Source organism: Microbacterium sp. M28, assembly GCF_025836995.1.
Lineage (GTDB): Bacteria > Actinomycetota > Actinomycetes > Actinomycetales > Microbacteriaceae > Microbacterium.
The window spans coordinates 1,885,062-1,905,580 of the sequence record NZ_CP107546.1; the positions used below are offsets into that span (position 1 = coordinate 1,885,062).

A 20,519-nucleotide genomic window follows, 5' to 3' on the forward strand; every position below is an offset into this window, starting at 1 on the left:
ATGCGGCACGGGCCGCGAACTCACTCGGCGTGCGATCGGCTCGTGTGCTCTGATCGCGTGGGGCGTGTGCCCCGAAGTCTTCGTCGATGCCTGTCTGCGGCGGCGCCGCGAGAAGCATCACACGCCATTATCGCATCATGCGCGAGATATCGCGGCATCCGACGCTCCGATTGTCCCGGCCGGGCTCACGCACGACCCATAGCAATCGCTGAGATACTGGCGCTATGACGGAGCAGCGCCCCCGCTACATCGGGTACGGAATCTGGTTGATCATCGCGAGCGTGGTCGGATGGTGGGCCGCCTTCCAGCTCACGGTGGAGAAGTTCGCGCTGCTGGAGAATCCGCAGGAGGCCCTCGCCTGCGACATCAGCCCGTTCATCAAGTGCAGCACGAACCTGGAGTCGTGGCAGGGGTCCGTGTTCGGATTCCCCAACCCGATCCTCGGTCTGACCGGATGGATGGCGCCTCTCGTCGTCGGCGTCGCCCTGATCGCGGGCGCACGGTTCCCGCGCTGGTTCTGGGCGACGTTCGGGGCCGGCATCATGTTCGCGTTCCTGTTCGTGTGCTGGCTGATCTCGCAGAGCATCTACGACCTGTTCGTGCTGTGCCCGTGGTGCATGGTGACCTGGGCGGTCACGATCCCGACGTTCTTCGCGACCATGCTGCATCTCGTGCGCAACGGCACCCTCACTCGCTCGGAGAAGGCCCAGCAGACCGCCGGCCGGCTGATGATCTGGGTGCCGCTCGCGACGATCGTGGCCTATGCCATCATCATCGCCATGGCGCAGCTGAATCACCTCGATTTCCTGGGCGAGCTGGCGCGCATCCTGTTCTGACGCCGGACGCGCAATGCCCGCTCCTCCGATGGAGGAGCGGGCATTCATCATTCACGCGGTGTCAGAACCAGATGGCGAGCTCGCGTGCGGCGGACTCGGGGCTGTCCGAGCCGTGGACGAGGTTCTGCTGCACGGCGAGGCCCCAGTCGCGTCCGAAGTCGCCACGGATCGTCCCCGGCGCAGCCGTGGTCGGGTCGGTGGTCCCGGCGAGCGAGCGGAAGCCCTCGATCACGCGGTTGCCCGCGAGGCGGATCGCGACCGAGGGGCCGGAGAGCATGAACTCGAGCAGCGGCTCGTAGAACGGCTTGCCCTCGTGCTCGGCGTAGTGCTCGGCGAGCAGATCACGGTCGGGCTCGACCAGGCGGATGTCGACGAGTGCGTAGCCCTTCGCCTCGATGCGGGCGAGGATCGCACCCGTGAGGCCGCGTGCGACACCGTCCGGCTTGACGAGGACGAGGGTTTCTTCGGTGGCCATGTCATTCACTCTCTGTCGAAGAATCTGTTTCGGGACCCGTCGGACGTCGTGCATCCAACTTGGCCCCCATGATCGTCGCATATCCCCACATGCCGCCGAAAACCAGCACGACCATGAGGATCGCCGGCACGAGGATCGCGGAGAGCGCGATGAGCGCCTGGATCACCCAGCCCGCGGTGATCGCCCACGGCTTCGTGATGAGTCCGGCGATCGCGATGCACGCGAGCGCCACGACGGCGCCGCCGACGATCGCCCACCAGGCGGGGACGCCTTCGGGGAGCGCGCGCAGGCCGAAGATCGTCAGACCGGCGAGGAACACGACGATCGCTTCGAAGCCGAGCACGATCGGCGCGAGCTTCTGCACGAGCGTCCGCTGTGCGCGGGCTCGCCGTGCAGCAGGCTGAGCATCGCTCATGCGCGCCACCCGGACTTCCAGTCCTCTTCCTCCGCCAGCGCGATCGCCTCACCGGCGAGCACGACGGAACCGGCGATCACCACCGCACGGCGGTCGGACGATGCCGCCCACTCGCGCGCCGCATCGGCGGCTTCCGCGAGGGACGGGTGCACGGTCGCGCGGTGACCGGCCTGCTCGACCAGGTCGGCGATCGCATCGGCATCGCTCGCGCGGTCGGACTCCGGTGCGGTCACGAACACATGCGCGGCCGCCGGTGCCAGCACGGAGACGATGCCTGCGGCATCCTTGTCGGACAGGATGCCGAGGACGACGCCCCACTCGTCGAAGTCGAAGCTGTCCTCGAGCGCCTGCGCAAGCGCTGCGGCGCCGTGCGGGTTGTGCGCGGCGTCGACGATCACGGTGGGTGCGATGCCGAGCAGCTGCAGGCGACCAGGCGACGTGGCACCCTGGAGCCCTTCCGTGATGATGTCGCCGGCGATCGCCTGGGATCCGCCGCCGATCAGCGACTCGACGGCCGCGACGGCCAGAGCCGCGTTGTGACCCTGGTGCGCGCCGTAGAGGGGCAGGTACTCCTCGACATACTGGCCGGCGATGCCGCGGACGGTGAGCAGTTGACCTCCGACGGCGAGCTTCTGCTCGGCGAGACCGAAGTCCGCGCCCTCGAACGCGATCGTCGCATTCTTCTCCGCGGCGACGCGGCGGAGGACCTCCGCCGCTTCCTCCGACTGCTGGGCGGACACGACAGCCGCGCCCTCCTTGATGATCCCGGCCTTCACCTCGGCGATCTCCGCGATCGTGTCGCCGAGCCGATCGGCGTGATCGATGTCGATCGGCGCGAAGACCGCGACGTCGCCATCGGCGGTGTTGGTGGAATCCCACGCACCACCCATGCCGACCTCCAGCACGAGCACGTCGACCGGTGCATCGGCCGCCGCGACGAAGGCGAGCACCGTGAGCAGCTCGAAGAACGTCAGAGCGGCGTCGCCGGCGGCCTCGAGCTCGGCATCCACGATCGCGACGAACGGTTCGACCTCGTCCCACGCGTCGGCGATCGCGCCGTCGTCGACGGGTTCGCCGTCGATCATCACGCGCTCGGTGAAGCGCTCCAGGTGCGGGCTGGTGAACAGTCCCGTGCGCAGGCCGTGCGCTCGGAGCAGACTCTCGATCATCCGCGCCGTGGACGTCTTCCCGTTCGTGCCGGTGATGTGCACGACGCGGTAGGTCCGCTGCGGGTCGTCGAGCAGCGTCAGGATGCGCGCCGTGCGCTCCTTGCGGGGCTGCACCCAGCGCTCCCCCGCTCTGGCCAGCAGGGTCTCGTACACGGCGTCGGCGCGGTCGCGATCAGTCATCGTCAGGCTCCGATCCGGGAGACGGCGATCGTGAAGGCGCCGCGGTTGGCGTACGTGCCCTTCTCGATCTCGGCGGTGAACTCGGCATCGTCCAGGCTGTCGCCTGCGCGTACCAGGCGGTGCTCCACCGCGAGGGTCTCCCCCGCGACATCCGCCGCCTCGAACGCCGATTCGACGGCATCCGCGTCGTCGGCATCCGTGAAGAGCAGGCCAAGGCGGATCCGGTCGCTGACGTCGAAGCCGGCGTTCTTGCGCGTCTCCTGCACCGCACGGATGACGTCGCGGGCCAGTCCCTCGGCCTCCAGCTCTGGCGTGGTCGCCGTGTCCAGCAGGACGAACCCGCCGGTCGGGACGATCGCGAGGGCCTCGCCCTCCGGACGGCCTATGGTCTCGAGAGCGAGTTCGTACTCGTGGGGCTCCAGGACGACCCCGTCAGCGGTCACGACGCCGTCGGACTCGGTCCAGAAGCCGTCCTTGGCCGCACGGATGACGCGCTGCACCTCCTTGCCGAGGCGGGGTCCGGCAGCGCGAGCGTTGACGCTCAGCCGGTGGCTGATGCCGTACTCGCTCGCGGCGGTGGCGGTGAGCTGCACGAGCTCGACGCACTTGACGTTGAGCTCCTCGCGCAGGATGTCCTCGAACTGCCCGAGCGAGTCGGCCAGCGGGGTCACCACGGTCAGACGTGCCAGCGGCAGGCGTACGCGCAACTTCTCCTTCTTGCGGAGGGCGTTGCCGACACTGGACAGCTCGCGTACGGCATCCATGGCGTCGCGGATCTCGTCCGCGGCCGGGAAGGCCGAGGCATCCGGCCAGTCCTGCAGGTGCACGCTGCGACCGCCGGTCAGGCCCTGCCACACGCGTTCGCTGATCAGCGGCACCAGCGGAGCTGCGACGCGGGACAGCGTCTCGAGGACCGTGTAGAGGGTGTCGAAGGCCTCACGGCTCTTCGGGTCCTCGGTCACGCCGGTCCAGAAGCGGTCGCGCGAACGGCGGATGTACCAGTTCGTGAGCGTCTCGGCGAAGTCGCGCAGGCGTCCAGCCGCCGTCGTGGAGTCGAGTCCCTCGAGATCGGCCTGGACCTCGCGCACGAGGTCGCCGAGCCGGGCGAGGATGTAACGGTCCAGGACGTCGGTGGAATCCGTGCGCCAGGATGCCTCGTAGCCGTCGCCCGAGGCGTTCGCGTACGTCGCGAAGAAGTACCAGGAGTTCCACAGCGGGAGCAGGAACTCGCGCACGCCGGCGCGGATGCCCTCCTCCGTCACGGCGAGGTTGCCGCCGCGGAGCACGGAACTCGCCATGAGGAACCAGCGCATCGCGTCGGAGCCGTCGCGGTCGAGCACCTCGGAGACGTCCGGGTAGTTGCGCAGCGACTTCGACATCTTGTACCCGTCGCTGCCGAGCACGATGCCGTGGCAGCTCACGCCCGTGAAGGCGGGGCGGTCGAACAGCGCGGTCGACAGGACGTGCATGACGTAGAACCAGCCGCGCGTCTGCCCGATGTACTCGACGATGAAGTCCGCCGGCGCGTGCGAGTCGAACCACTCCTGGTTCTCGAACGGGTAGTGCACCTGGGCGTACGGCATCGAACCCGAGTCGAACCACACGTCGAAGACGTCCTCGATGCGGCGCATCGTGCTCTTACCCGTGGGGTCATCAGGGTTCGGACGGGTCAGGTCGTCGATGTACGGGCGGTGCAGGTCGATCTCACCCTCGGGGTTGCGCGGCAGCGTGCCGAAGTCGCGCTCGAGATCCTCCAGCGAGCCGTAGGCGTCGACGCGCGGGTACTCCGGGTCGTCGCTCTTCCAGATCGGGATCGGCGAACCCCAGTACCGGTTGCGGCTGATCGACCAGTCGCGCGCACCCTCGAGCCACTTGCCGAACTGCCCGTGCTTGACGTTCTCGGGGACCCACGTGATCTGCTCGTTGTTCGCGAGCATGTCGTCCTTGATGTCCGTGACCCGGATGAACCAGCTCGACACGGCCTTGTAGATCAGGGGGTTCCGGCATCGCCAGCAGTGCGGGTAGGAGTGCTCGTAGCTCTGCAGGCGCAGCAGCTTGCCGCTCTCGCGCAGCAGTCGCACGAGCGGCGTGTTCGCGTCCATCCAGAGCTGGCCCGCGACGTCGGTCACGTTAGGGAGGAATCGTCCGCCGTCGTCCAGCGACAGGATCGTCGGGATGCCGGCCGCGTTGGTGACGCGCTGGTCGTCCTCACCGTAGGCGGGCGCCTGGTGGACGACTCCCGTGCCGTCCGAGGTCGTGACGTAGTCGTCCGCGAGCACGCGCCAGGCGTTCTCGGTGCCGTAGGTCGCGGTGTCGGTGTAGTAGTCGAAGGGCGGTTCGTACGCCAGCCCGGACAGCTCGCTGCCCACGACCGTGCGCTCGACGGCCTCGGATGCCGCGGCCGCGTCCTCGTAGCCGAGGTCCTTCGCATAACCGGCGAGCAGACCGGTGGCGAGCAGGAAGCGGCCCGTGCTGCCGTCGGCGGCGCCGTTCGGCCCCGCGGGCACGACCGCGTACGCGATCTCGGGTCCGACGGCGAGCGCCATGTTCGTCGGGAGGGTCCAGGGCGTGGTGGTCCACGCGAGGACGCGGACGCCGTCGAGGCCCTTCGCCTCGGCATCCGGACCCGTCAGGGGGAACGCGACCGTGACCGACGGGTCCTGACGCATCTGGTAGACGTCGTCATCCATGCGCAGCTCGTGCGCGCTCAGCGGCGTTTCGTCGCGCCAGCAGTACGGCAGGACGCGATAGCCCTCGTAGGCGAGGCCCTTGTCGTACAGGGTCTTGAACGCCCACAGGACGCTCTCCATGTAGTTCAGGTCGAGCGTCTTGTACCCTCGGTCGAAGTCGACCCAGCGCGCCTGACGGGTGACGTAGTCCTGCCACTCGCGGGTGTACGTCAGCACCGAGTTCTTCGCCTTCGCGTTGAAGACGTCGATGCCCATGTCCTCGATCTCGCTCTTCTCGGTGATGCCGAGCTGCTTCATCGCCTCGAGCTCGGCCGGAAGACCGTGGGTGTCCCATCCGAACACGCGATCGACCTTCTTGCCGAGCATGGTCTGGAAACGAGGGAACAGGTCCTTGGCGTAGCCGGTCAGCAGATGCCCGTAGTGCGGCAGGCCGTTGGCGAACGGCGGACCGTCGTAGAACACCCACTCATCCGCGCCTTCGCGCTGCGCGATCGAGGCACGGAAGGTGTCGTCCGTCTTCCAGAACTCCAGGATCTCCTGCTCGATCGCGGGCAGCCGGGGGCTGGGCGTGACGGAATCTGCGGCGGGGCCGAAGGCGGAAGGGCGTGGATAGGTCATCGTGTCTCGCAGTGCTCGTGGTGGCGGATGCTGCTGCGAGGACGATCCCGTCGTGCGAAGGACCGCGGTACCACCCCGCGTGCGCCGCCTCACGGCGGGGCCACTCTCACTGCGGCGATGACGGGCCTGCCCCGCTCGGTTCTACTTGCGCCTGCACGCGCTGAGCGTGCAGAAGCGTTCTTCCGAGAGCTCCCCGGTGATGGCCGGATCGATGCTTTGGTTCCATTCTACGCGGGATCGGGACGGACGTGGTCGTGCGCTGCGACGCGGCGCCGCGACGGCGATGCGACGATCGAGCGCTTCGCGCGGAGATGTGCGCGAACTTCGGACGATCGAGGCGAATCGCTCCGGAGTTGGCGTACACGTCCGTCGCTGGCGCCCGCCGTACCGGACTGGGCTTGTACCGTCAAGCCGCGAGGTGCAGACCTTGAGCCACCGCGCGCATGATGAGGTCTTGGACCGTCGCCCACTCGAACATCATCTGCGTGTAACTGATGCGGATCACGTGGTACCCCATGAGTCGCAGCTTGGCGTCGTGGCGGATGTCCTCACTGCGTTGATCTCCGACATGACTCGCGCCGTCGATCTGCAAGACGAGACGATCGCCGATGAGCGCGTCCACGCGGTGCCCTGCGATCCAGATCTGTGCCCGGATCGGCAGGCGCAGCCATCGCAAACGCGGCCGGAGGTACGTCTCGATCCCGGCGTCCGCGAACGGAGTCGCATCCGCCAGCAGTCTGCGCGCGGACGGTCTCCATGGGTAGCGCGCGAGACCATCGAGCGTCACGAGACTCTGATTCAACGCGGATTCCCACGTCGCCAGCGCCTGTTCGTACGGCTCGCACTCCGCGACGATCGCGAGGACGTTCTCGATCGGATCCTCGAGAGCGTCGGGCGAACGCGGTATCAGCGGCGCCGACCAGTGGATGTGCGCACGGTCCGGTCTCTCGCCCGATCTGCGTGGATCCACTCCCACATGGAAGCGAACCGGATCCTCGTGGACCCACAGGCGCAGCCGCTTGGCCTGCGAGACGCAGGTGACGACCACCCCGGCGCGCGCAGCGGCGACCAGCACCGGATCCGCCCCGGGCACGGCGACCCATCCTCGTCGTACCCGTGTGAGCACCCCCGAGGCGACCGCAGCTTCGATGGCGCGCCGTCCCACTCCTCGCTCGGCGAGCCGGGCGACTCGGATGACTCCACCCAGACGCGTCGCCATGGCGGCGACCTCGAGGTCAGTGCGGGCTCTCATGTGCCCATTGTGGGCACCAGCGCAGAGCGGAGAAGCCGCGAGAACACGGCGACCGTGGATAACCTCCACGAAGACCACCCTGTGCAGGGCGGGTCGCGCGGGCGCTTCACGCGGAGAAATACGCCAACGGCGGAGGCGTGAGTTGAATCGCTCCTCGGTTGGCGTACAACTCCGATTCTGGCGTACGCCCTGGCCGCGGCCCGGCCTCAGCCCTCGCGGTGGTAGCCGTGCAGGTCGTCCTGCACGCCGTTGACCCAGATCTCCGCGCCGCCGTCCGGATCGGGGATGCGGACGGTGCGCGTATACGCCTCGTCGATCACGGCAGCATCGAATCCGGCGTCCCGCAGCCGCGCCGCCAGCGCATCGATGTCGCCGCGTACCTCGAAGCTCAGCCCCATGCCCGGCGTCCCCGTGTGCAGTCCGACGGCACCTGCACGGCCTCGCAGATCGACCCAACCGCCCCGATCGGCCGCCAGTACGGGCCGCAGACCGAGGGCCGTGAGCATCGCCCGCGGTTCGGCGAGATCGTCCTGGAACCAGATCGGCTGCACGCTGACCTCTCCGGTGCTCTCGACCGCCCCGGCCGACACGGTCACCGCGATCCCGGACGATGCTCGGACGGTCAGCATCTCCCCGACTCCGTCCATCGTGCTCCGGGAGACGTCGAAGGCGGAGAGCTCGGATGCCGCAGCATCCAGATCCTCGACCAACAGGTGGAGGTCGACCCGCCCTGGTGCGTGCTGGTCGGTGACCTCGTGCACGGCGAGCACCCCGTCGGCGTGGAACTCGCCCCACACAGGCGACGGAGCGAACGGCGCCGCGAAGCCGAGCGCCCCGGCGAGCGCCCACCACCGCTCGGGTTCGCGGGTGTAGAGGATCTGCTGCACGACGGTCATCGCGTCTTCCCCTCGAGATACGCCCGCAACGCCGTCTCGACGAGTGCGGACAGGCTGGTGGACTCGTCGATCGCCCGGTGCTTCACGCTCCGCACGAGGTCCTGCGGCAGGTACACGTTGAACTGCACTTTCGGTTCGGATGCTTGCATGCTAGTAACTTAGCATGCAGACGCTCACGCCTGTCCGTGGCGGCGCATACGCTCGACGCATGGCCCGCTCCTCCGAAACCCCCGCCGCGCCGCGCGTCTCGCCGCCGGATCTCCCCGACGCCCTGACACCGGCCGAGCCCGCACGCCGCGCAGATCTGCTCGCCTCGCGGCTCGCCCTGTCCGGAGACGTGGACCTGGCCCACTCGACGCTCGAGCAGTGCGTGGTGACCGCCGACGCGGACACCATCGACATGACCGGCGCCGACGTCATGGACGTCGATGTGACCGGCATCCGCGCGGCGTCGCTGAAGCTGCGGGATGCCGGCATCCGGCGCCTGCGGATCACCGGCGGGCGCATCGGCACGCTCGATCTGAGCACGACGCGGATCGGTGAGCTCGAGCTGCGGGATCTGCGCATCGATTTCCTCAACCTCGGCGCGGCGAAAGGCGCCGACATCCTCATCGCCGACTGCACCATCCGCGCCCTGGACATGCCGCAGGCGCAGCTCACGAGACTGCGATTCGACGGCTGCCGCAGCGACGAGGTCGACCCGCGCGGTCTGCGAGCGACCGACGTCGACCTCCGCGGTCTCGACGCGCTCGCCTACATGGACACGAACAGCCTGCGCGGTGCGACCCTCTCCACGTTCCAGGTGCAGCAACTGGCCCCGGCCCTGGCCGCGGGTGTCGGCATCGACGTGCGGGACTGAGCAGGCCGCACGGTCAGGGCTGCACCGACGCGGCCAGCAGCTCCCGCGTGAACGGATGCTGCGGCGCCACGAACACGTCGGCGACGGCGCCCTGCTCCACCACGACGCCGTCCTTCATCACGAGCACGTCGTCCGCGACCGCGGCGATCACGTCGAGGTCGTGCGAGATGAACACCATCGTGAGCCCCCGTTCGCGCTGAAGGCGCAGCAGCAGCGCGAGCACGCGCTCTCGGACCGTCGGATCGAGCGCGGACACCGGCTCGTCCAGGACGAGGACATCCGGTTCAGCCGCCAGGGCTCGCGCGATCGCCGCGCGCTGCCGCTGGCCACCGGACAGAGCCGCGGGGCGACGCGCAGCCAGCTGCGGGTCGAGATCCACCTCCTCGAGCAGCCGAGCGACCCGATCGCCGCGTCGATTCCGCGGCACGCCTGCCGCCTCCAGGGCTTCGCGCAGCGACCGGCCGACGCTCCAGCGCGGGTCGAACGCTCCCAGCGGATTCTGGTGCACGAACTGGACACGATGCTCGCCGTGCCACACCAGGGTTCCCGCATCCGGGCGCTCGACACCGAGGATCATGCGGGCGAGCGTCGTCTTTCCGGATCCGGATTCGCCGACGATGCCGAGCGTGCGTCCTCGGCCCACCGAGAACGAGGCATCCGCCACAGCCGGGATGTCGTCGAACTGCTTCGAGACTCCCAGAGCGGAGAGCACCGCCTCATCCGCTGCACCGGACGCCACCCGCGGCCGGTGCTGCGTCGCGGCGACGAGCGCCTTCGTGTAGTCCTCGCGAGGAGCGTCGAGGATCTGCTCGACGGAACCCTCCTCCACGACACGGCCGGCGCGCATCACGATGACCCGATCGGCGACCCGTCGCACGGCCGCGAAGTCGTGACTGATGAACAGCACGGCCGTGCCGGAGTCGGCGATGTCGCGCAGCAGATCGAGCACACGCGCCTGGACGGTCGCATCCAGCGCGGTCGTCGGCTCATCGGCCACCAGGACGGTCGGGGATCCGGCGAGCGCCGATGCGATCAGCGCTCGCTGGCGCAGCCCACCGGAGAGCTCATGGGGGTACTGCTCGGCTCGGCGCTCGGCATCCGGCATCCACACCCGCTCCAGAAGGCTGCGGACCCTCTCGCGCGTGGCCTCGCCACGCAAGGCCGGCTCGTGCAGGCGCAGCGGTTCTGCGATCTCGGCACGGATCCTCTGCAGCGGGTCCAGCGACACGAGCGCGTCCTGCGAGACCAGGGCGATCGTGTCCCCGCGCAACCGCCGCCAGGCGCGCTCGTCGAGTCGGCGCGCGTCGGTCCCCGCCACGTCCAGCTTCTCCGCGGTCACGACGGCGTCGGACGGCGTCAGGCCGAGCATCGCCCGCGCGGTGAGCGTCTTGCCCGCCCCGGATTCCCCGACGATCGCGACGCACTGGCCCGACTCCACGGCGAACGAGACGCCGTCGACGACCGTCCGCGCTCCGAACGCGACCCGCAGCCCGCGTACCTCCAGCACCGTCATGCCCGCCGCCCTTCGGCGCTCGCACGCAGGGTGCGCCCCACGATGGTCACCGCGATCACGGTGAGCGTGATCGCGATGCCAGGGAACACCGAGATCCACCAGGCCTGGCCGAGCACATTGCGCCCGCCGGCGAGCATGAGTCCCCACTCCGGCGTCGGCTCGGTCGGACCGAGTCCGAGGAAGCTGAGCCCGGCGGCGGCGAGGATGCTGGAGCCGACGCCGATCGTCGCGAGCACGCTCAGCGAACCGAGGACCCCCGGAACGACATGTCGGGTGAACGCGCGCAAAGGGGGCACTCCGAGGATGCGCGCGGCTTCGACGTGCTCGGCCAGGCGCAGCGTCCGCGTCTGCACCCTGGCCAGCCGCACGTACACGGGGATCGCCGCGAGCGTGACCGCGATGGCGACGTTGATGGGCCCGGGTCCGAGTATCGCCACCACCACCAGCGCGATGAGGAACTCGGGGAACGCCATCAGCACGTCGTTGAGCCGCATGAGTCCGGAATCGACGACCCGTGGGGACGCGCCGGAGAGCGATCCGATCAGGAGTCCCACCGCGAGAGCGACGGCGGTCGCCAGCAGACCGATTCCGACCGAGCGCGCCGCACCGTGCACGACCCGCGAGTACACGTCCCGGCCGCTCTGATCCGTGCCGAACAGATGCTCGGCGCTCGGTGGCAGCAGCGTCGAGCGCACATCCACCTGCAGCGGGTCATGCGTCGCGAGCACCCCTGGCACGAGAGCGGCGAGCGCGACGCACACGAGCACAGCGACGGCGACCGACAGGAGCACCCTACGCGCGGCGTTCATCGTGCGCTCCGCGCGCGACGCAGCCGCGGATCCAGGAGCGGATGCAGCAGCTCGACGATGATGCTCACGATCACGAACACCAGGGCGCTCAGCAGGATGATCCCCGTGATCACCGGGAGGTCCCGATCGGTGATGGCCGCGAGCGTCACACGGCCGAGCCCGGGGCGCGCGAACACCGTCTCGACGAGCACGGCGCCTCCGAGCAGCGAGCCGGTCAGATACGCGGCGAGGGTGAGAGCACCGGCCGCCCCGTGGCGGAGGCTGTGCCGCAGGGTGAGCCACACGGGTCCCGCGCCGCGGGCGCGGACGGTCTCGGCGAAAGGCTGCCGCTCCGCCTCCGAGATGCCGTCCCGGAGCACCTGTCCGAGCAGCGCTGCGACCGGAAGCGCCAGCGTGACGGCCGGCAGCACGAGGGTCGCCGGATTGCGCGAACCCGTCACGGGGAACCAGCCGAGACCGAAGGCGAAGACGCTCAGGAGCACGATCCCGATCCAGAACACGGGCGACGACAGGATGATCAGTTCGACGCCCGTCGCGATCGCGCCGGCGATGCGTCCTCGCGCGAGTAGCGCGACGGCGAGCGCGAGGAAGACGGCGATGACCAGAGCGGCGGCCGAGAGCTGCAGCGTCGCTCCCAGCTGGCGGCCGATCACCTCTGTCACCGGCATCCGCAGCTGATACGACTCCCCCAGGTCGCCGCGGAGCAGGCCGGCGAGGTAGCCGAAGTACTGCTCCCAGGGCGGACGGTCGAGTCCGAGTTCGTTCCGGATCGAGTCCTTGACGCTCTCGCTGACCTGCGCCTGAGGCCCGAGCATGACGGACACCGGGTCACCGGGGATCACGCGGAACGCGAGGAAGGCGAGCGTGGCCGCGCCCCAGAGCACCAGGATCGCGGATAGCGCGACGCCGATGATGCTCCGCACCAGCGGGTCGCGCCGTGCCGCCTTCTCCTTCAACGACCGGTCCGGTCAGTCGACGGTCGTGCCGTAGAAGAGCGGTCGCCCGTACAGGTCGTACGCGAGGCCGTGCACGGTGTCGTTCACCGCGGTGATCAGCGAGGGGCTGTAGAGCGGGACGATCGCCGTGTACTCGGCGTTCCACTGCTGCAGCTGCTGGTACACGTCCGTGCGGGCGTCCTGATCGGTCGTGGCGACCCCCTGCTCGAGCAGGCCGTCGATCTCCGGATCGGACACCTGCGACGCGTTCTGGAAGCCATCGGTGTGCAGGTGACTGCGCAGCAGGTCGGGGTCGACGCCCGAGAAGCCCCAGTCGGTCAGATCGAACGTCTTCGGCCCGTACTGCTCGTTGTAGGCGCCGGGTTCGAGAACCTCGCGCTTCACCTCGAATCCGATCTCCGCGAGGTCGGACTGGATGGCGTTGCCGAGGGCGGCCTTGTCGTCCGGCACCGGCGTCCAGGCGATCCATCGCACGGACAGGCGCTGGCCGTCCTTCATACGGATGCCGTCGCTGTCGCGTGCGACCCATCCGGCTTCGTCCAGGAGTCGGTTCGCCTCGTCCTGGTCGAATGGCCAACTGCCCTCGACGGAGGCGTCGTACGTCGGCGTCGTCGAGCCCAGGATGCTCCATGCCCGCGGGAACTGGCCGAAGAAGATCTCCTCGACCGCCGCGTCGACATCGATGCCCCGCGCGAACGCCTGGCGCACCTTCTCGTCCGCGAACACACCGTACTTCTCGTTGAGGTACAGCGAGTACGGCAGCCCCGGGTATTCGAGGGACTCGACCGTCAGCGCGTCGGACAGATCGGACGCGATGTTCGGCGGCAGCTGGCTGGCGAGATCAGCCTCGCCGCTTTCCACGACGCCCGCTCGGACTGATGCCTCGGGGAGGATCTCGACGCGCAGCGTCTCGAACTGCGCGGCACCGGCGTCGTCCGGCCCCCAGGCATAGTCCTCATTGCGGGTGTAGACGATCTCCTGGTCCGGCGTGTAGTCGGTGAGCACGAAGGGCCCCGTGCCGACCGTGATGTCCGGGCCGCCGGCCTTGAGCTGGTCGGCCGAGGTCTCCAGCACCGCGGGTGAGTAGAAACCGAGCAGCGGAGTGCTCGCCGCCTGCAGGAACGGCGCGTACGGCTGCGAGAAGTTCACCTGGACCTCATACTCACCCAGGACCTCGGTGCCGGCGTACCACTCGCCGCCGAGCATGCTCGCCGCCTGCGCCGACGCCGTCTCGGGGTCTGCGATGCGGTCGAAGTTCGCCTTGACTGCCTCGGCGTCGAACGGCTCGCCGTCGTGGAAGGTGACGTCGTCGCGGAGCTGGAACGTGTAGCTGGTGGCGTCCTCCGACACGGTCCAGTCCGTGGCCAGCCACGGCGAGAACGTGCCGTCGGACTCCTGGAACACGAGGGAGTCGAGGACGACGCGCTGCACCATGCTGGCGACGTCGAGCTGGCTCGTCTGCGGGTCCATGTGCCCGGCCGAGAGATTCGCACCCTCGATCGCCCACACCACCTCTCCGCCATCCGCGCTCTCCTCGCCGGGGGCGGCGCAGGCGCTCAGTGCCAGAGCGGTTGCGGCCGCGAGCGCGACCACGGGCAGGATTCGGCGGGTGAGAGCGGCAGGCATGCGGATCCTCAGAACGAGCGAAGGGGGACGTTCCAGTCTACGTCCGATTCTTGGACCGGGTCGATCTACGCCGATACGCACCGTGCGCGGGCAGTCGGTAGACTGTCTGCACCCACCCACACTCAGGCACGCACACACCGTGCCGTATACATCGCTCGAGGAGACCTCCTATGTCCGTGATTCCCGACAAGCCAGCACTCGAAGGTCTCGAAGCGAAGTGGGACGGCGTCTGGGCCGAGCAGGGGACCTACCTGTTCGACCGTCTGCGCGCCGCCGAACTCGGCCGCGCGGGCGTGTACTCGATCGACACCCCTCCCCCGACGGCATCCGGTTCCCTGCACATCGGCCATGTGTTCTCGTACACGCACACCGATGTGAAGGCCCGCTACGAGCGCATGCGCGGCAAGGCCGTGTTCTACCCGATCGGGTGGGACGACAACGGACTGCCCACCGAGCGCCGCGTGCAGAACTACTACGGAGTCCGTTGCGACCCGTCGCTGCCCTACGACGCCGCGTTCGTCCCTCCGTTCCAGGGGGACGCGAAGAGCCTCAAGGCCGCGGACCAGCTTCCGGTGAGCCGCCGCAATTTCATCGAGCTCTGCGAGAAGCTCACGGTCGAGGACGAGAAGCAGTTCGAGGACGTCTTCCGCCAGATGGGCCTCAGCGTGGACTGGACCCAGACCTACCGGACGATCTCGGATGAGACGATCCGCCAGAGCCAGCTCGGGTTCCTCCGCAACGTCGAACGAGGCGAGGCGTACCAGGCACTGGCGCCGACCCTGTGGGATGTGGACTTCCGGTCCGCGATCGCCCAGGCCGAGCTCGAAGACCGCGAGCAGCCGGCATCCTTCCACCGCCTGGCCTTCCACAAGACCGACGGCTCCGGCGACATCGAGATCGAGACGACCCGCCCCGAGCTGCTGGCCGCGTGCGTCGCTCTCGTCGCGCACCCCGATGACGAGCGCTACCAGCCCTTCTTCGGCAAGACCGTCCGCACCCCGGTCTTCGACGTCGAGGTGCCCGTGCTCGCGCATCACCTCGCGCAGCAGGACAAGGGATCCGGCATCGCGATGGTCTGCACCTTCGGTGACGTGACCGACATCATCTGGTGGCGCGAGCTGGACCTGCCCAACCGCACCATCCTCGGTCAGGACGGTCGCGTGATCGCCGAGGCCCCCGAAGCGATCACGACCGAGACCGGTAAGGCCGCGTACGCCGAGCTCGCGGGCAAGACCGTGTTCAGCGCGCGCAAGCAGATCGTCGAGATGCTCGAGGCATCCGGCGAGCTGCTGAACGTCTCCAAGCCGTTCAACCATGCCGTGAAATTCTTCGAGAAGGGCGACCGCCCGCTCGAGATCGTCTCGACGCGCCAGTGGTACATCCGCAACGGCGCGCGCGACAGTGAGCTCCGCGACCAGCTCATCGCCAACGGCCGGGAGCTGACCTGGCACCCGGACTTCATGCGCGTCCGCTACGAGAACTGGGTCGGCGGTCTCACCGGCGACTGGCTGATCTCACGGCAGCGCTTCTTCGGCGTGCCGATCCCGGTCTGGTACGGCCTCGACGAGAACGGGGAACGCGACTTCGGTCGCGTGCTCGTCCCGGACGCGGCATCCCTGCCGATCGACCCGACCACGGACGTGCCGGCGGGCTACACGGCCGAGCAGCGCGGCGTGCCCGGCGGCTTCGAGGCGGAGGTCGACATCCTCGACACGTGGGCGACGTCGTCGCTGACCCCGCAACTCGCCGGTGGCTGGCAGCGCGACGAGGAGCTGTGGAACCTGGTGGCGCCGTTCGACGTGCGCCCGCAGGGTCAGGACATCATCCGCACCTGGCTGTTCTCCACGATGCTGCGCTCGACGCTCGAGGACGCGCGCTCCCCCTGGGCCAACGCGTCGATCTCCGGCTTCATCGTCGACCCCGACCGCAAGAAGATGTCCAAGTCCAAGGGCAATGTGGTCACGCCCGCCGACATCCTCGAGAAGCACGGTTCGGATGCCGTGCGGTACTGGGCGGCTTCCAGCCGTCTCGGTGTCGACGCGGCATTCGACCCGCAGAACCCGACCCAGATGAAGATCGGCCGCCGCCTGGCGATCAAGATCCTCAACGCCGCGAAGTTCGTGCTCGGCTTCCCGGTGCCGGAGGACGCCGAGGTCACGCATGCGCTGGACGCGTCGATGCTCGCCGCACTCGACGACGTCGTGCGCGACGCGACGAAGGCGTTCGACGCCTTCGACCATGCACGCGCGCTGGAGGTCACCGAGGCCTTCTTCTGGACGTTCTGCGACGACTACCTGGAGCTCGTCAAGGAGCGCGCCTATAACCAGGCCGACGTCGGGCAGCCGTCCGCGGCTCTGGCGCTGCGGATCGCACTCTCCACGCTGCTGCGCCTGCTGGCACCGGTCGTGTCGTTCGCGACCGAGGAGGCATGGAGCTGGTTCGAAGAGGGCTCGATCCACACCGCCGCCTGGCCGGAGGCCCGCGAGGCCGGCGGTGACCCCGCCGTGCTCGCCGCTGCCAGCGCGGCGCTCATCGGCATCCGTCGCGCCAAGACCGAGGCGAAGGCATCGCAGAAGACGCCGGTGGCACGCGCGCTGATCGCGGCGCCGGCCTCGACCCTGGAGGCATTGCGTGCGGCCGCCGGAGACCTTCAGGCGGTCGGCCGCATCGCCGAGCTGTCGCTCGTCGAAGGCGAGGAGCTCGCCGTCACGGAGATCGAGCTGGCGCCGGTGGAGGAGAGCTGATGCAGCTGGGCACACGCTGGGCTGCCAGGACCGAGCCTCCTGCGTCGGTTCCCGCATCCCTGCGGCCCGGCATCGCCGCGGTCGAAGCGGACGGGCACACCGGCTCCTGGACTCTGACCTGGCTCGAAGGCCGTCCGATCGCGGAGCTGGATGCCGGGTGGGAAGTGCTCGCCACGGCATCCGGCGAGGTTGTCGTCCGACCGTTCCAGGACTGAGGCGTCGCGGGGCACGCGAGAGCGGTTCACCGAGGGCGGGAGCCGAGCGCCAGCAGTGCGATGTCGAGTTCACGCGGGTCGCGTGCGCTCCGGCGCTCGCTCAGCGATGCCAGTTCACGCGCGCGGCGGCGGGAACGCAGATCGCGGCGGTGCGCGACGTACGCCGTCAAAGCATCTGCCATCGTCAGCAGCGCGGTCTCGAGTCGAGTCGGCCCGGCGTGGTGCAGGCTGACAGCAGTCATGATTCCTCCTCGGTGATGGCGTCGGATCGCGTCGCGACGTCGAAGACGTCGGTGCGCATCGAGACGCGCCTCGTGCCGGCCAGGTTCTCCTGGCCGCTGTAGCGTGCGACGACGGCATCCACGAACGCGCTGATGTCGTCCTTGAGCTCGGCCATCTGCTCGGGGGTGAGATCGAGCATCGTCGTCGCGACGAGCCCAGCGTCCTCCCATCCCGCCGGGGTCTCGGAGGCCGGCCTGTTCAGGTAGTCCATGAGCGCCCGGTGGCGCAGCAGGAAGAACTCGGACGTGACGATCTGCGCGGCGGCGCGCCCCGACGGCGTGGCGGCCTGATCAGGACCGGGCAGGCTGATGCGCCCCTTCGGGCGTTCCCACCAGCGCTCGCGCGTCGTGCCGCGGTCCGAGACCTCCTGGATGAGATCGTGCGCGGCGAGAGCACGCAGGTGATAGCTCGTCGCGCCGGAGGTCTCCCCGATCAGCTTCGCGAGCGTGCTGGCCGTCTGCGGGCCTCGCTCGCTCAGGATGTCGTAGATCCGCACGCGCAGCGGATGCGCCAGCGCCTTCAGCGCTCCTGCGTCGAGGGTTCTTCCCTGATCGTTTTCCGTCATGCATGCAAAGATACCTTTGCAAGTAGAGTTTTGCAAGGATTTCTTTGCATCAATCGATGGTCAGACCGCCGCTCTCCGAGCCGCGACGAATGCGTCCACGCACTGTTCGATCTGTTCGCGCGTGTGCGCCGCCGACAGCTGCACACGGATGCGCGCCATCTCACGCGGCACGACAGGAAAACTGAACGCCGTGACGAACACGCCGCGTCGCTGCATCTCGATGGCGATGCGAGCGGTAAGCGCGGCATCGCCGAACATGACCGGCACGATCGGATGTTCTCCCGGGAGCAGATCGAACCCGGCGTCCGTCATCAGATCGCGGAAGAGCGCGGCGTTCCCACGCAGCCGCGCACGCAGGTCATCCGACTGCTCGACCAGATCGAGCGCCTGGAGTGTGCCTGCCACGATCGAAGGAGCGAGCGTGTTCGAGAACAGATACGGCCGCGCCCGCTGGCGCAGCAGCGCGACGATGTCTCGGTGTGCGGCGACGTATCCGCCGGATGCCCCGCCCAATGCCTTTCCGAAGGTGCCCGTGTAGATGTCCACGCGCCCCTCGACGCCGCAGAGCTCCGGTGTCCCCCGCCCGTTCTCCCCGACGAATCCGATCGCATGGGAATCGTCCACGAACACGAGTGCTTCGTATCGTTCGGCGAGATCGCAGATCTCCGCGAGCGGAGCGATGTAGCCGTCCATCGAGAACACGCCATCCGTGACGATGACGCGGAAGCGGGCATCCTGTGCCGCCTGCAGCTGCGCCTCCAGATCGGCCATGTCACGGTTGCGGTACCGCAGCCGACGCGCCTTCGAGAGCCGGATGCCGTCGATGATCGACGCGTGATTCAGTTCATCCGAGATGATCGCGTCCTCGGCGGAGAACAGCGTCTCGAACACGCCGCCGTTCGCGTCGAAGCAGGACGAGAACAGGATGGCGTCCTCGGTACCGAGAAAGCCCGCCACTCGCCGCTCGAGTTCGAGATGCTGCTCCTGCGTGCCGCAGATGAACCGCACGCTGGCCAGGCCATAGCCCCACTCGTCCAGTGCCGTCCGCGCCGCGTGCAGGATCCGCGGATCGTCGGCGAGTCCGAGGTAGTTGTTGGCGCAGAAGTTCAGCACTTCAGCGCCGTCGGCGACGATCCCCGTCCGCTGCGGACCGGTGATGCCGCGTTCGCGCTTGGTCAGACCGGCCCGCTCGATCTGCTCGAGTTCAGCGGCGAGATGTTCGTGAAACGCACCGTACATGTCGTTCTCCGTTCGTGCGGCCTCAGAGCCGCGTCCAATCGAGGATGATCTTCCCTGTGCCCGCGGATGCCGCCGCGTCGAATGCCTGCTCCCAGTCCGATGCGGGCATCACATCGGCGACGATGTGCCCGATCGCCGATCGCAACGCAGGGCTGGTCTGCAGCATCGCGCCCATCGCGTTCCACGTCTCGAACATCTCGCGGCCGTAGATGCCCTTGATCGTGAGCATGTGCGTGACGATCTTCCCCCAGTCGACGCCGAACGGCGCGCTGGGCAGCCCGAGCATCGCGATCCGTCCGCCGTGGTTCATGTTGTCGATCATGGTGGGCAGAGCGGATGCTGCACCGCTCATCTCGAAGCCGACGTCGAAGCCCTCCTTCATGCCGAGCGCCGTCTGCGCCTCTCGGACGTCGTCCGCCGAGACGTCGATCACGCGGTCGGCTCCCATGCGTGCGGCCAGCTCCAGTCTCGGAGCGCTCGCATCGGTGGCGGCGATGTAACGCGCACCCGCGTGGCGTGCGACCGCGATGGCCATGAGCCCGATCGGCCCGCAGCCGGTGACCAGCACATCCTCGCCGACAAGAGGGAACGCGAGCGCCGTGTGCACAGCGTTGCCCAACGGGTCGAAGATCGCCCCGATCTCCGGTTCGACATCGGCGTGGTGCACCCATACGTTCGCGGCCGGCAGCGAAAGGTACTCGGCGAACGCACCGTCTCTGTGCACGCCGAGGCCGACCGTCCGGATGCACATCTGACGTCGACCGGCGCGACAGTTCCGGCACATGCCGCAGACGATGTGCCCCTCACCGGATACGCGATCGCCGACCTTGATGTCGTGCGCGAGATCTCCCACCTCGACCACTTCGCCGTAGAACTCATGGCCCGGGATCAGGGGCGAACGCACCTCCGACGCGGCCCAGTCATCCCAGCGTCGGATGTGCAGATCGGTGCCGCAGATCCCGGTCCTCAGCACCCGGATCACGACCTCATCCGCTCCCGCGATCGGATCCGGGCGTTCGACGAGCGCGAGCCCGGCGCTCGGTCCTTCCTTGTACAGCGCCTTCATGTCTCGATATCTCCTTCGATCTCGCGCGCACAGCAGCGACAGCAATCGGCGGCGCCGACGCATTGAGAGGGGCCGGGACGGAGCAGCACCCCGTCCCGGCCCCCATCGGGCTCT

19 protein-coding genes are annotated in these 20,519 nt (G+C 68.6%); 4 read left to right on the forward strand and 15 right to left on the reverse strand.

What is annotated here, in order from left to right; genetic code table 11:
- Positions 1–224 precede the first annotated feature (224 nt).
- Positions 225–836, forward strand: a complete 612-nt coding sequence (locus OED01_RS09325) for a vitamin K epoxide reductase family protein (protein WP_264155004.1) — start codon at positions 225–227, stop codon at positions 834–836.
- 61 nt (positions 837–897) lie between these two features.
- Here the strand turns inward: OED01_RS09325 and ndk are convergent, their stop codons facing one another.
- The 7 genes from ndk to OED01_RS09360 all read right to left on the reverse strand — a co-directional run bounded on the left by ndk (position 898) and on the right by OED01_RS09360 (position 8,680).
- On the reverse strand, positions 898–1,311 hold the full coding sequence (ndk, locus tag OED01_RS09330) for a nucleoside-diphosphate kinase (protein WP_264155005.1): 414 nt from the start codon (positions 1,309–1,311) through the stop codon (positions 898–900).
- A gap of 1 nt (position 1,312) precedes the next feature.
- Positions 1,313–1,726: a DUF4233 domain-containing protein gene (locus OED01_RS09335; RefSeq protein WP_264155006.1), complete on the reverse strand. Its 414-nt coding sequence runs from the start codon at positions 1,724–1,726 to the stop codon at positions 1,313–1,315.
- Entirely contained in the window at positions 1,723–3,075 is a 1,353-nt protein-coding gene (locus OED01_RS09340; protein WP_264155007.1) for a bifunctional folylpolyglutamate synthase/dihydrofolate synthase, read from the reverse strand. The genes OED01_RS09335 and OED01_RS09340 overlap by 4 nt, the downstream gene beginning before the upstream one ends.
- A 2-nt stretch (positions 3,076–3,077) precedes the next feature.
- Complete coding sequence (ileS, locus tag OED01_RS09345; protein WP_264155008.1) at positions 3,078–6,383, reverse strand: isoleucine--tRNA ligase; 3,306 nt, start codon at positions 6,381–6,383, stop codon at positions 3,078–3,080.
- Between the two features lie 406 nt (positions 6,384–6,789).
- Complete coding sequence (locus OED01_RS09350; RefSeq protein WP_264155009.1) at positions 6,790–7,635, reverse strand: type IV toxin-antitoxin system AbiEi family antitoxin domain-containing protein; 846 nt, start codon at positions 7,633–7,635, stop codon at positions 6,790–6,792.
- 206 nt (positions 7,636–7,841) lie between these two features.
- Complete coding sequence (locus OED01_RS09355; RefSeq protein ID WP_264155010.1) at positions 7,842–8,531, reverse strand: VOC family protein; 690 nt, start codon at positions 8,529–8,531, stop codon at positions 7,842–7,844.
- Complete coding sequence (locus OED01_RS09360) at positions 8,528–8,680, reverse strand: ribbon-helix-helix domain-containing protein (protein WP_264155011.1); 153 nt, start codon at positions 8,678–8,680, stop codon at positions 8,528–8,530. Before OED01_RS09360 ends, OED01_RS09355 begins: the two co-directional genes overlap by 4 nt.
- Positions 8,681–8,739: 59 nt before the next feature.
- Between OED01_RS09360 and OED01_RS09365 the strand changes: the two genes are divergently transcribed.
- Positions 8,740–9,390 (forward strand): pentapeptide repeat-containing protein, encoded by a 651-nt coding sequence (locus OED01_RS09365; protein ID WP_264155012.1) that lies wholly within the window; start codon positions 8,740–8,742, stop codon positions 9,388–9,390.
- A 13-nt stretch (positions 9,391–9,403) separates the two neighbouring features.
- Here OED01_RS09365 and OED01_RS09370 read toward each other — a convergent pair whose 3' ends face one another.
- Genes OED01_RS09370 through OED01_RS09385 form a run of 4 tightly spaced genes read right to left on the reverse strand, consistent with a single transcriptional unit; the run spans position 9,404 to position 14,294 of the window.
- Entirely contained in the window at positions 9,404–10,903 is a 1,500-nt protein-coding gene (locus OED01_RS09370; protein WP_264155013.1) for a dipeptide ABC transporter ATP-binding protein, read from the reverse strand.
- The gene (locus OED01_RS09375) at positions 10,900–11,712 is read right to left on the reverse strand and encodes an ABC transporter permease (RefSeq protein WP_264155014.1); all 813 of its coding nucleotides are present in this window, start codon (positions 11,710–11,712) and stop codon (positions 10,900–10,902) included. Before OED01_RS09375 ends, OED01_RS09370 begins: the two co-directional genes overlap by 4 nt.
- Entirely contained in the window at positions 11,709–12,668 is a 960-nt protein-coding gene (locus OED01_RS09380) for an ABC transporter permease (protein WP_264155015.1), read from the reverse strand. The genes OED01_RS09375 and OED01_RS09380 overlap by 4 nt, the downstream gene beginning before the upstream one ends.
- Positions 12,669–12,680: 12 nt before the next feature.
- Positions 12,681–14,294 carry an ABC transporter substrate-binding protein gene (locus tag OED01_RS09385; protein WP_264155016.1) on the reverse strand — a complete coding sequence of 538 codons (1,614 nt, stop codon included), beginning with the start codon at positions 14,292–14,294 and terminating at the stop codon, positions 12,681–12,683.
- 170 nt (positions 14,295–14,464) lie between these two features.
- Between OED01_RS09385 and valS the strand changes: the two genes are divergently transcribed.
- Together valS and OED01_RS09395 are read left to right on the forward strand one after the other, a co-directional pair.
- Positions 14,465–17,038, forward strand: a complete 2,574-nt coding sequence (valS, locus tag OED01_RS09390; RefSeq protein WP_264155017.1) for a valine--tRNA ligase — start codon at positions 14,465–14,467, stop codon at positions 17,036–17,038.
- Entirely contained in the window at positions 17,038–17,253 is a 216-nt protein-coding gene (locus OED01_RS09395; protein ID WP_264155018.1) for a hypothetical protein, read from the forward strand. Before valS ends, OED01_RS09395 begins: the two co-directional genes overlap by 1 nt.
- 26 nt (positions 17,254–17,279) lie before the next feature.
- Here OED01_RS09395 and OED01_RS09400 read toward each other — a convergent pair whose 3' ends face one another.
- From OED01_RS09400 to tdh, 4 genes are read right to left on the reverse strand one after another with little or no spacing between them, the layout of a single operon-like run.
- Complete coding sequence (locus OED01_RS09400) at positions 17,280–17,495, reverse strand: hypothetical protein (RefSeq protein ID WP_264155019.1); 216 nt, start codon at positions 17,493–17,495, stop codon at positions 17,280–17,282.
- The gene (locus tag OED01_RS09405) at positions 17,492–18,100 is read right to left on the reverse strand and encodes an ArsR/SmtB family transcription factor (RefSeq protein ID WP_264155020.1); all 609 of its coding nucleotides are present in this window, start codon (positions 18,098–18,100) and stop codon (positions 17,492–17,494) included. The genes OED01_RS09400 and OED01_RS09405 overlap by 4 nt, the downstream gene beginning before the upstream one ends.
- Positions 18,101–18,160: 60 nt before the next feature.
- Positions 18,161–19,339, reverse strand: a complete 1,179-nt coding sequence (locus OED01_RS09410; RefSeq protein ID WP_264155021.1) for a glycine C-acetyltransferase — start codon at positions 19,337–19,339, stop codon at positions 18,161–18,163.
- Positions 19,340–19,361: 22 nt separating this feature from the next.
- The gene (tdh, locus tag OED01_RS09415; protein WP_264155022.1) at positions 19,362–20,405 is read right to left on the reverse strand and encodes an L-threonine 3-dehydrogenase; all 1,044 of its coding nucleotides are present in this window, start codon (positions 20,403–20,405) and stop codon (positions 19,362–19,364) included.
- Positions 20,406–20,519: the final 114 nt, after the last annotated feature.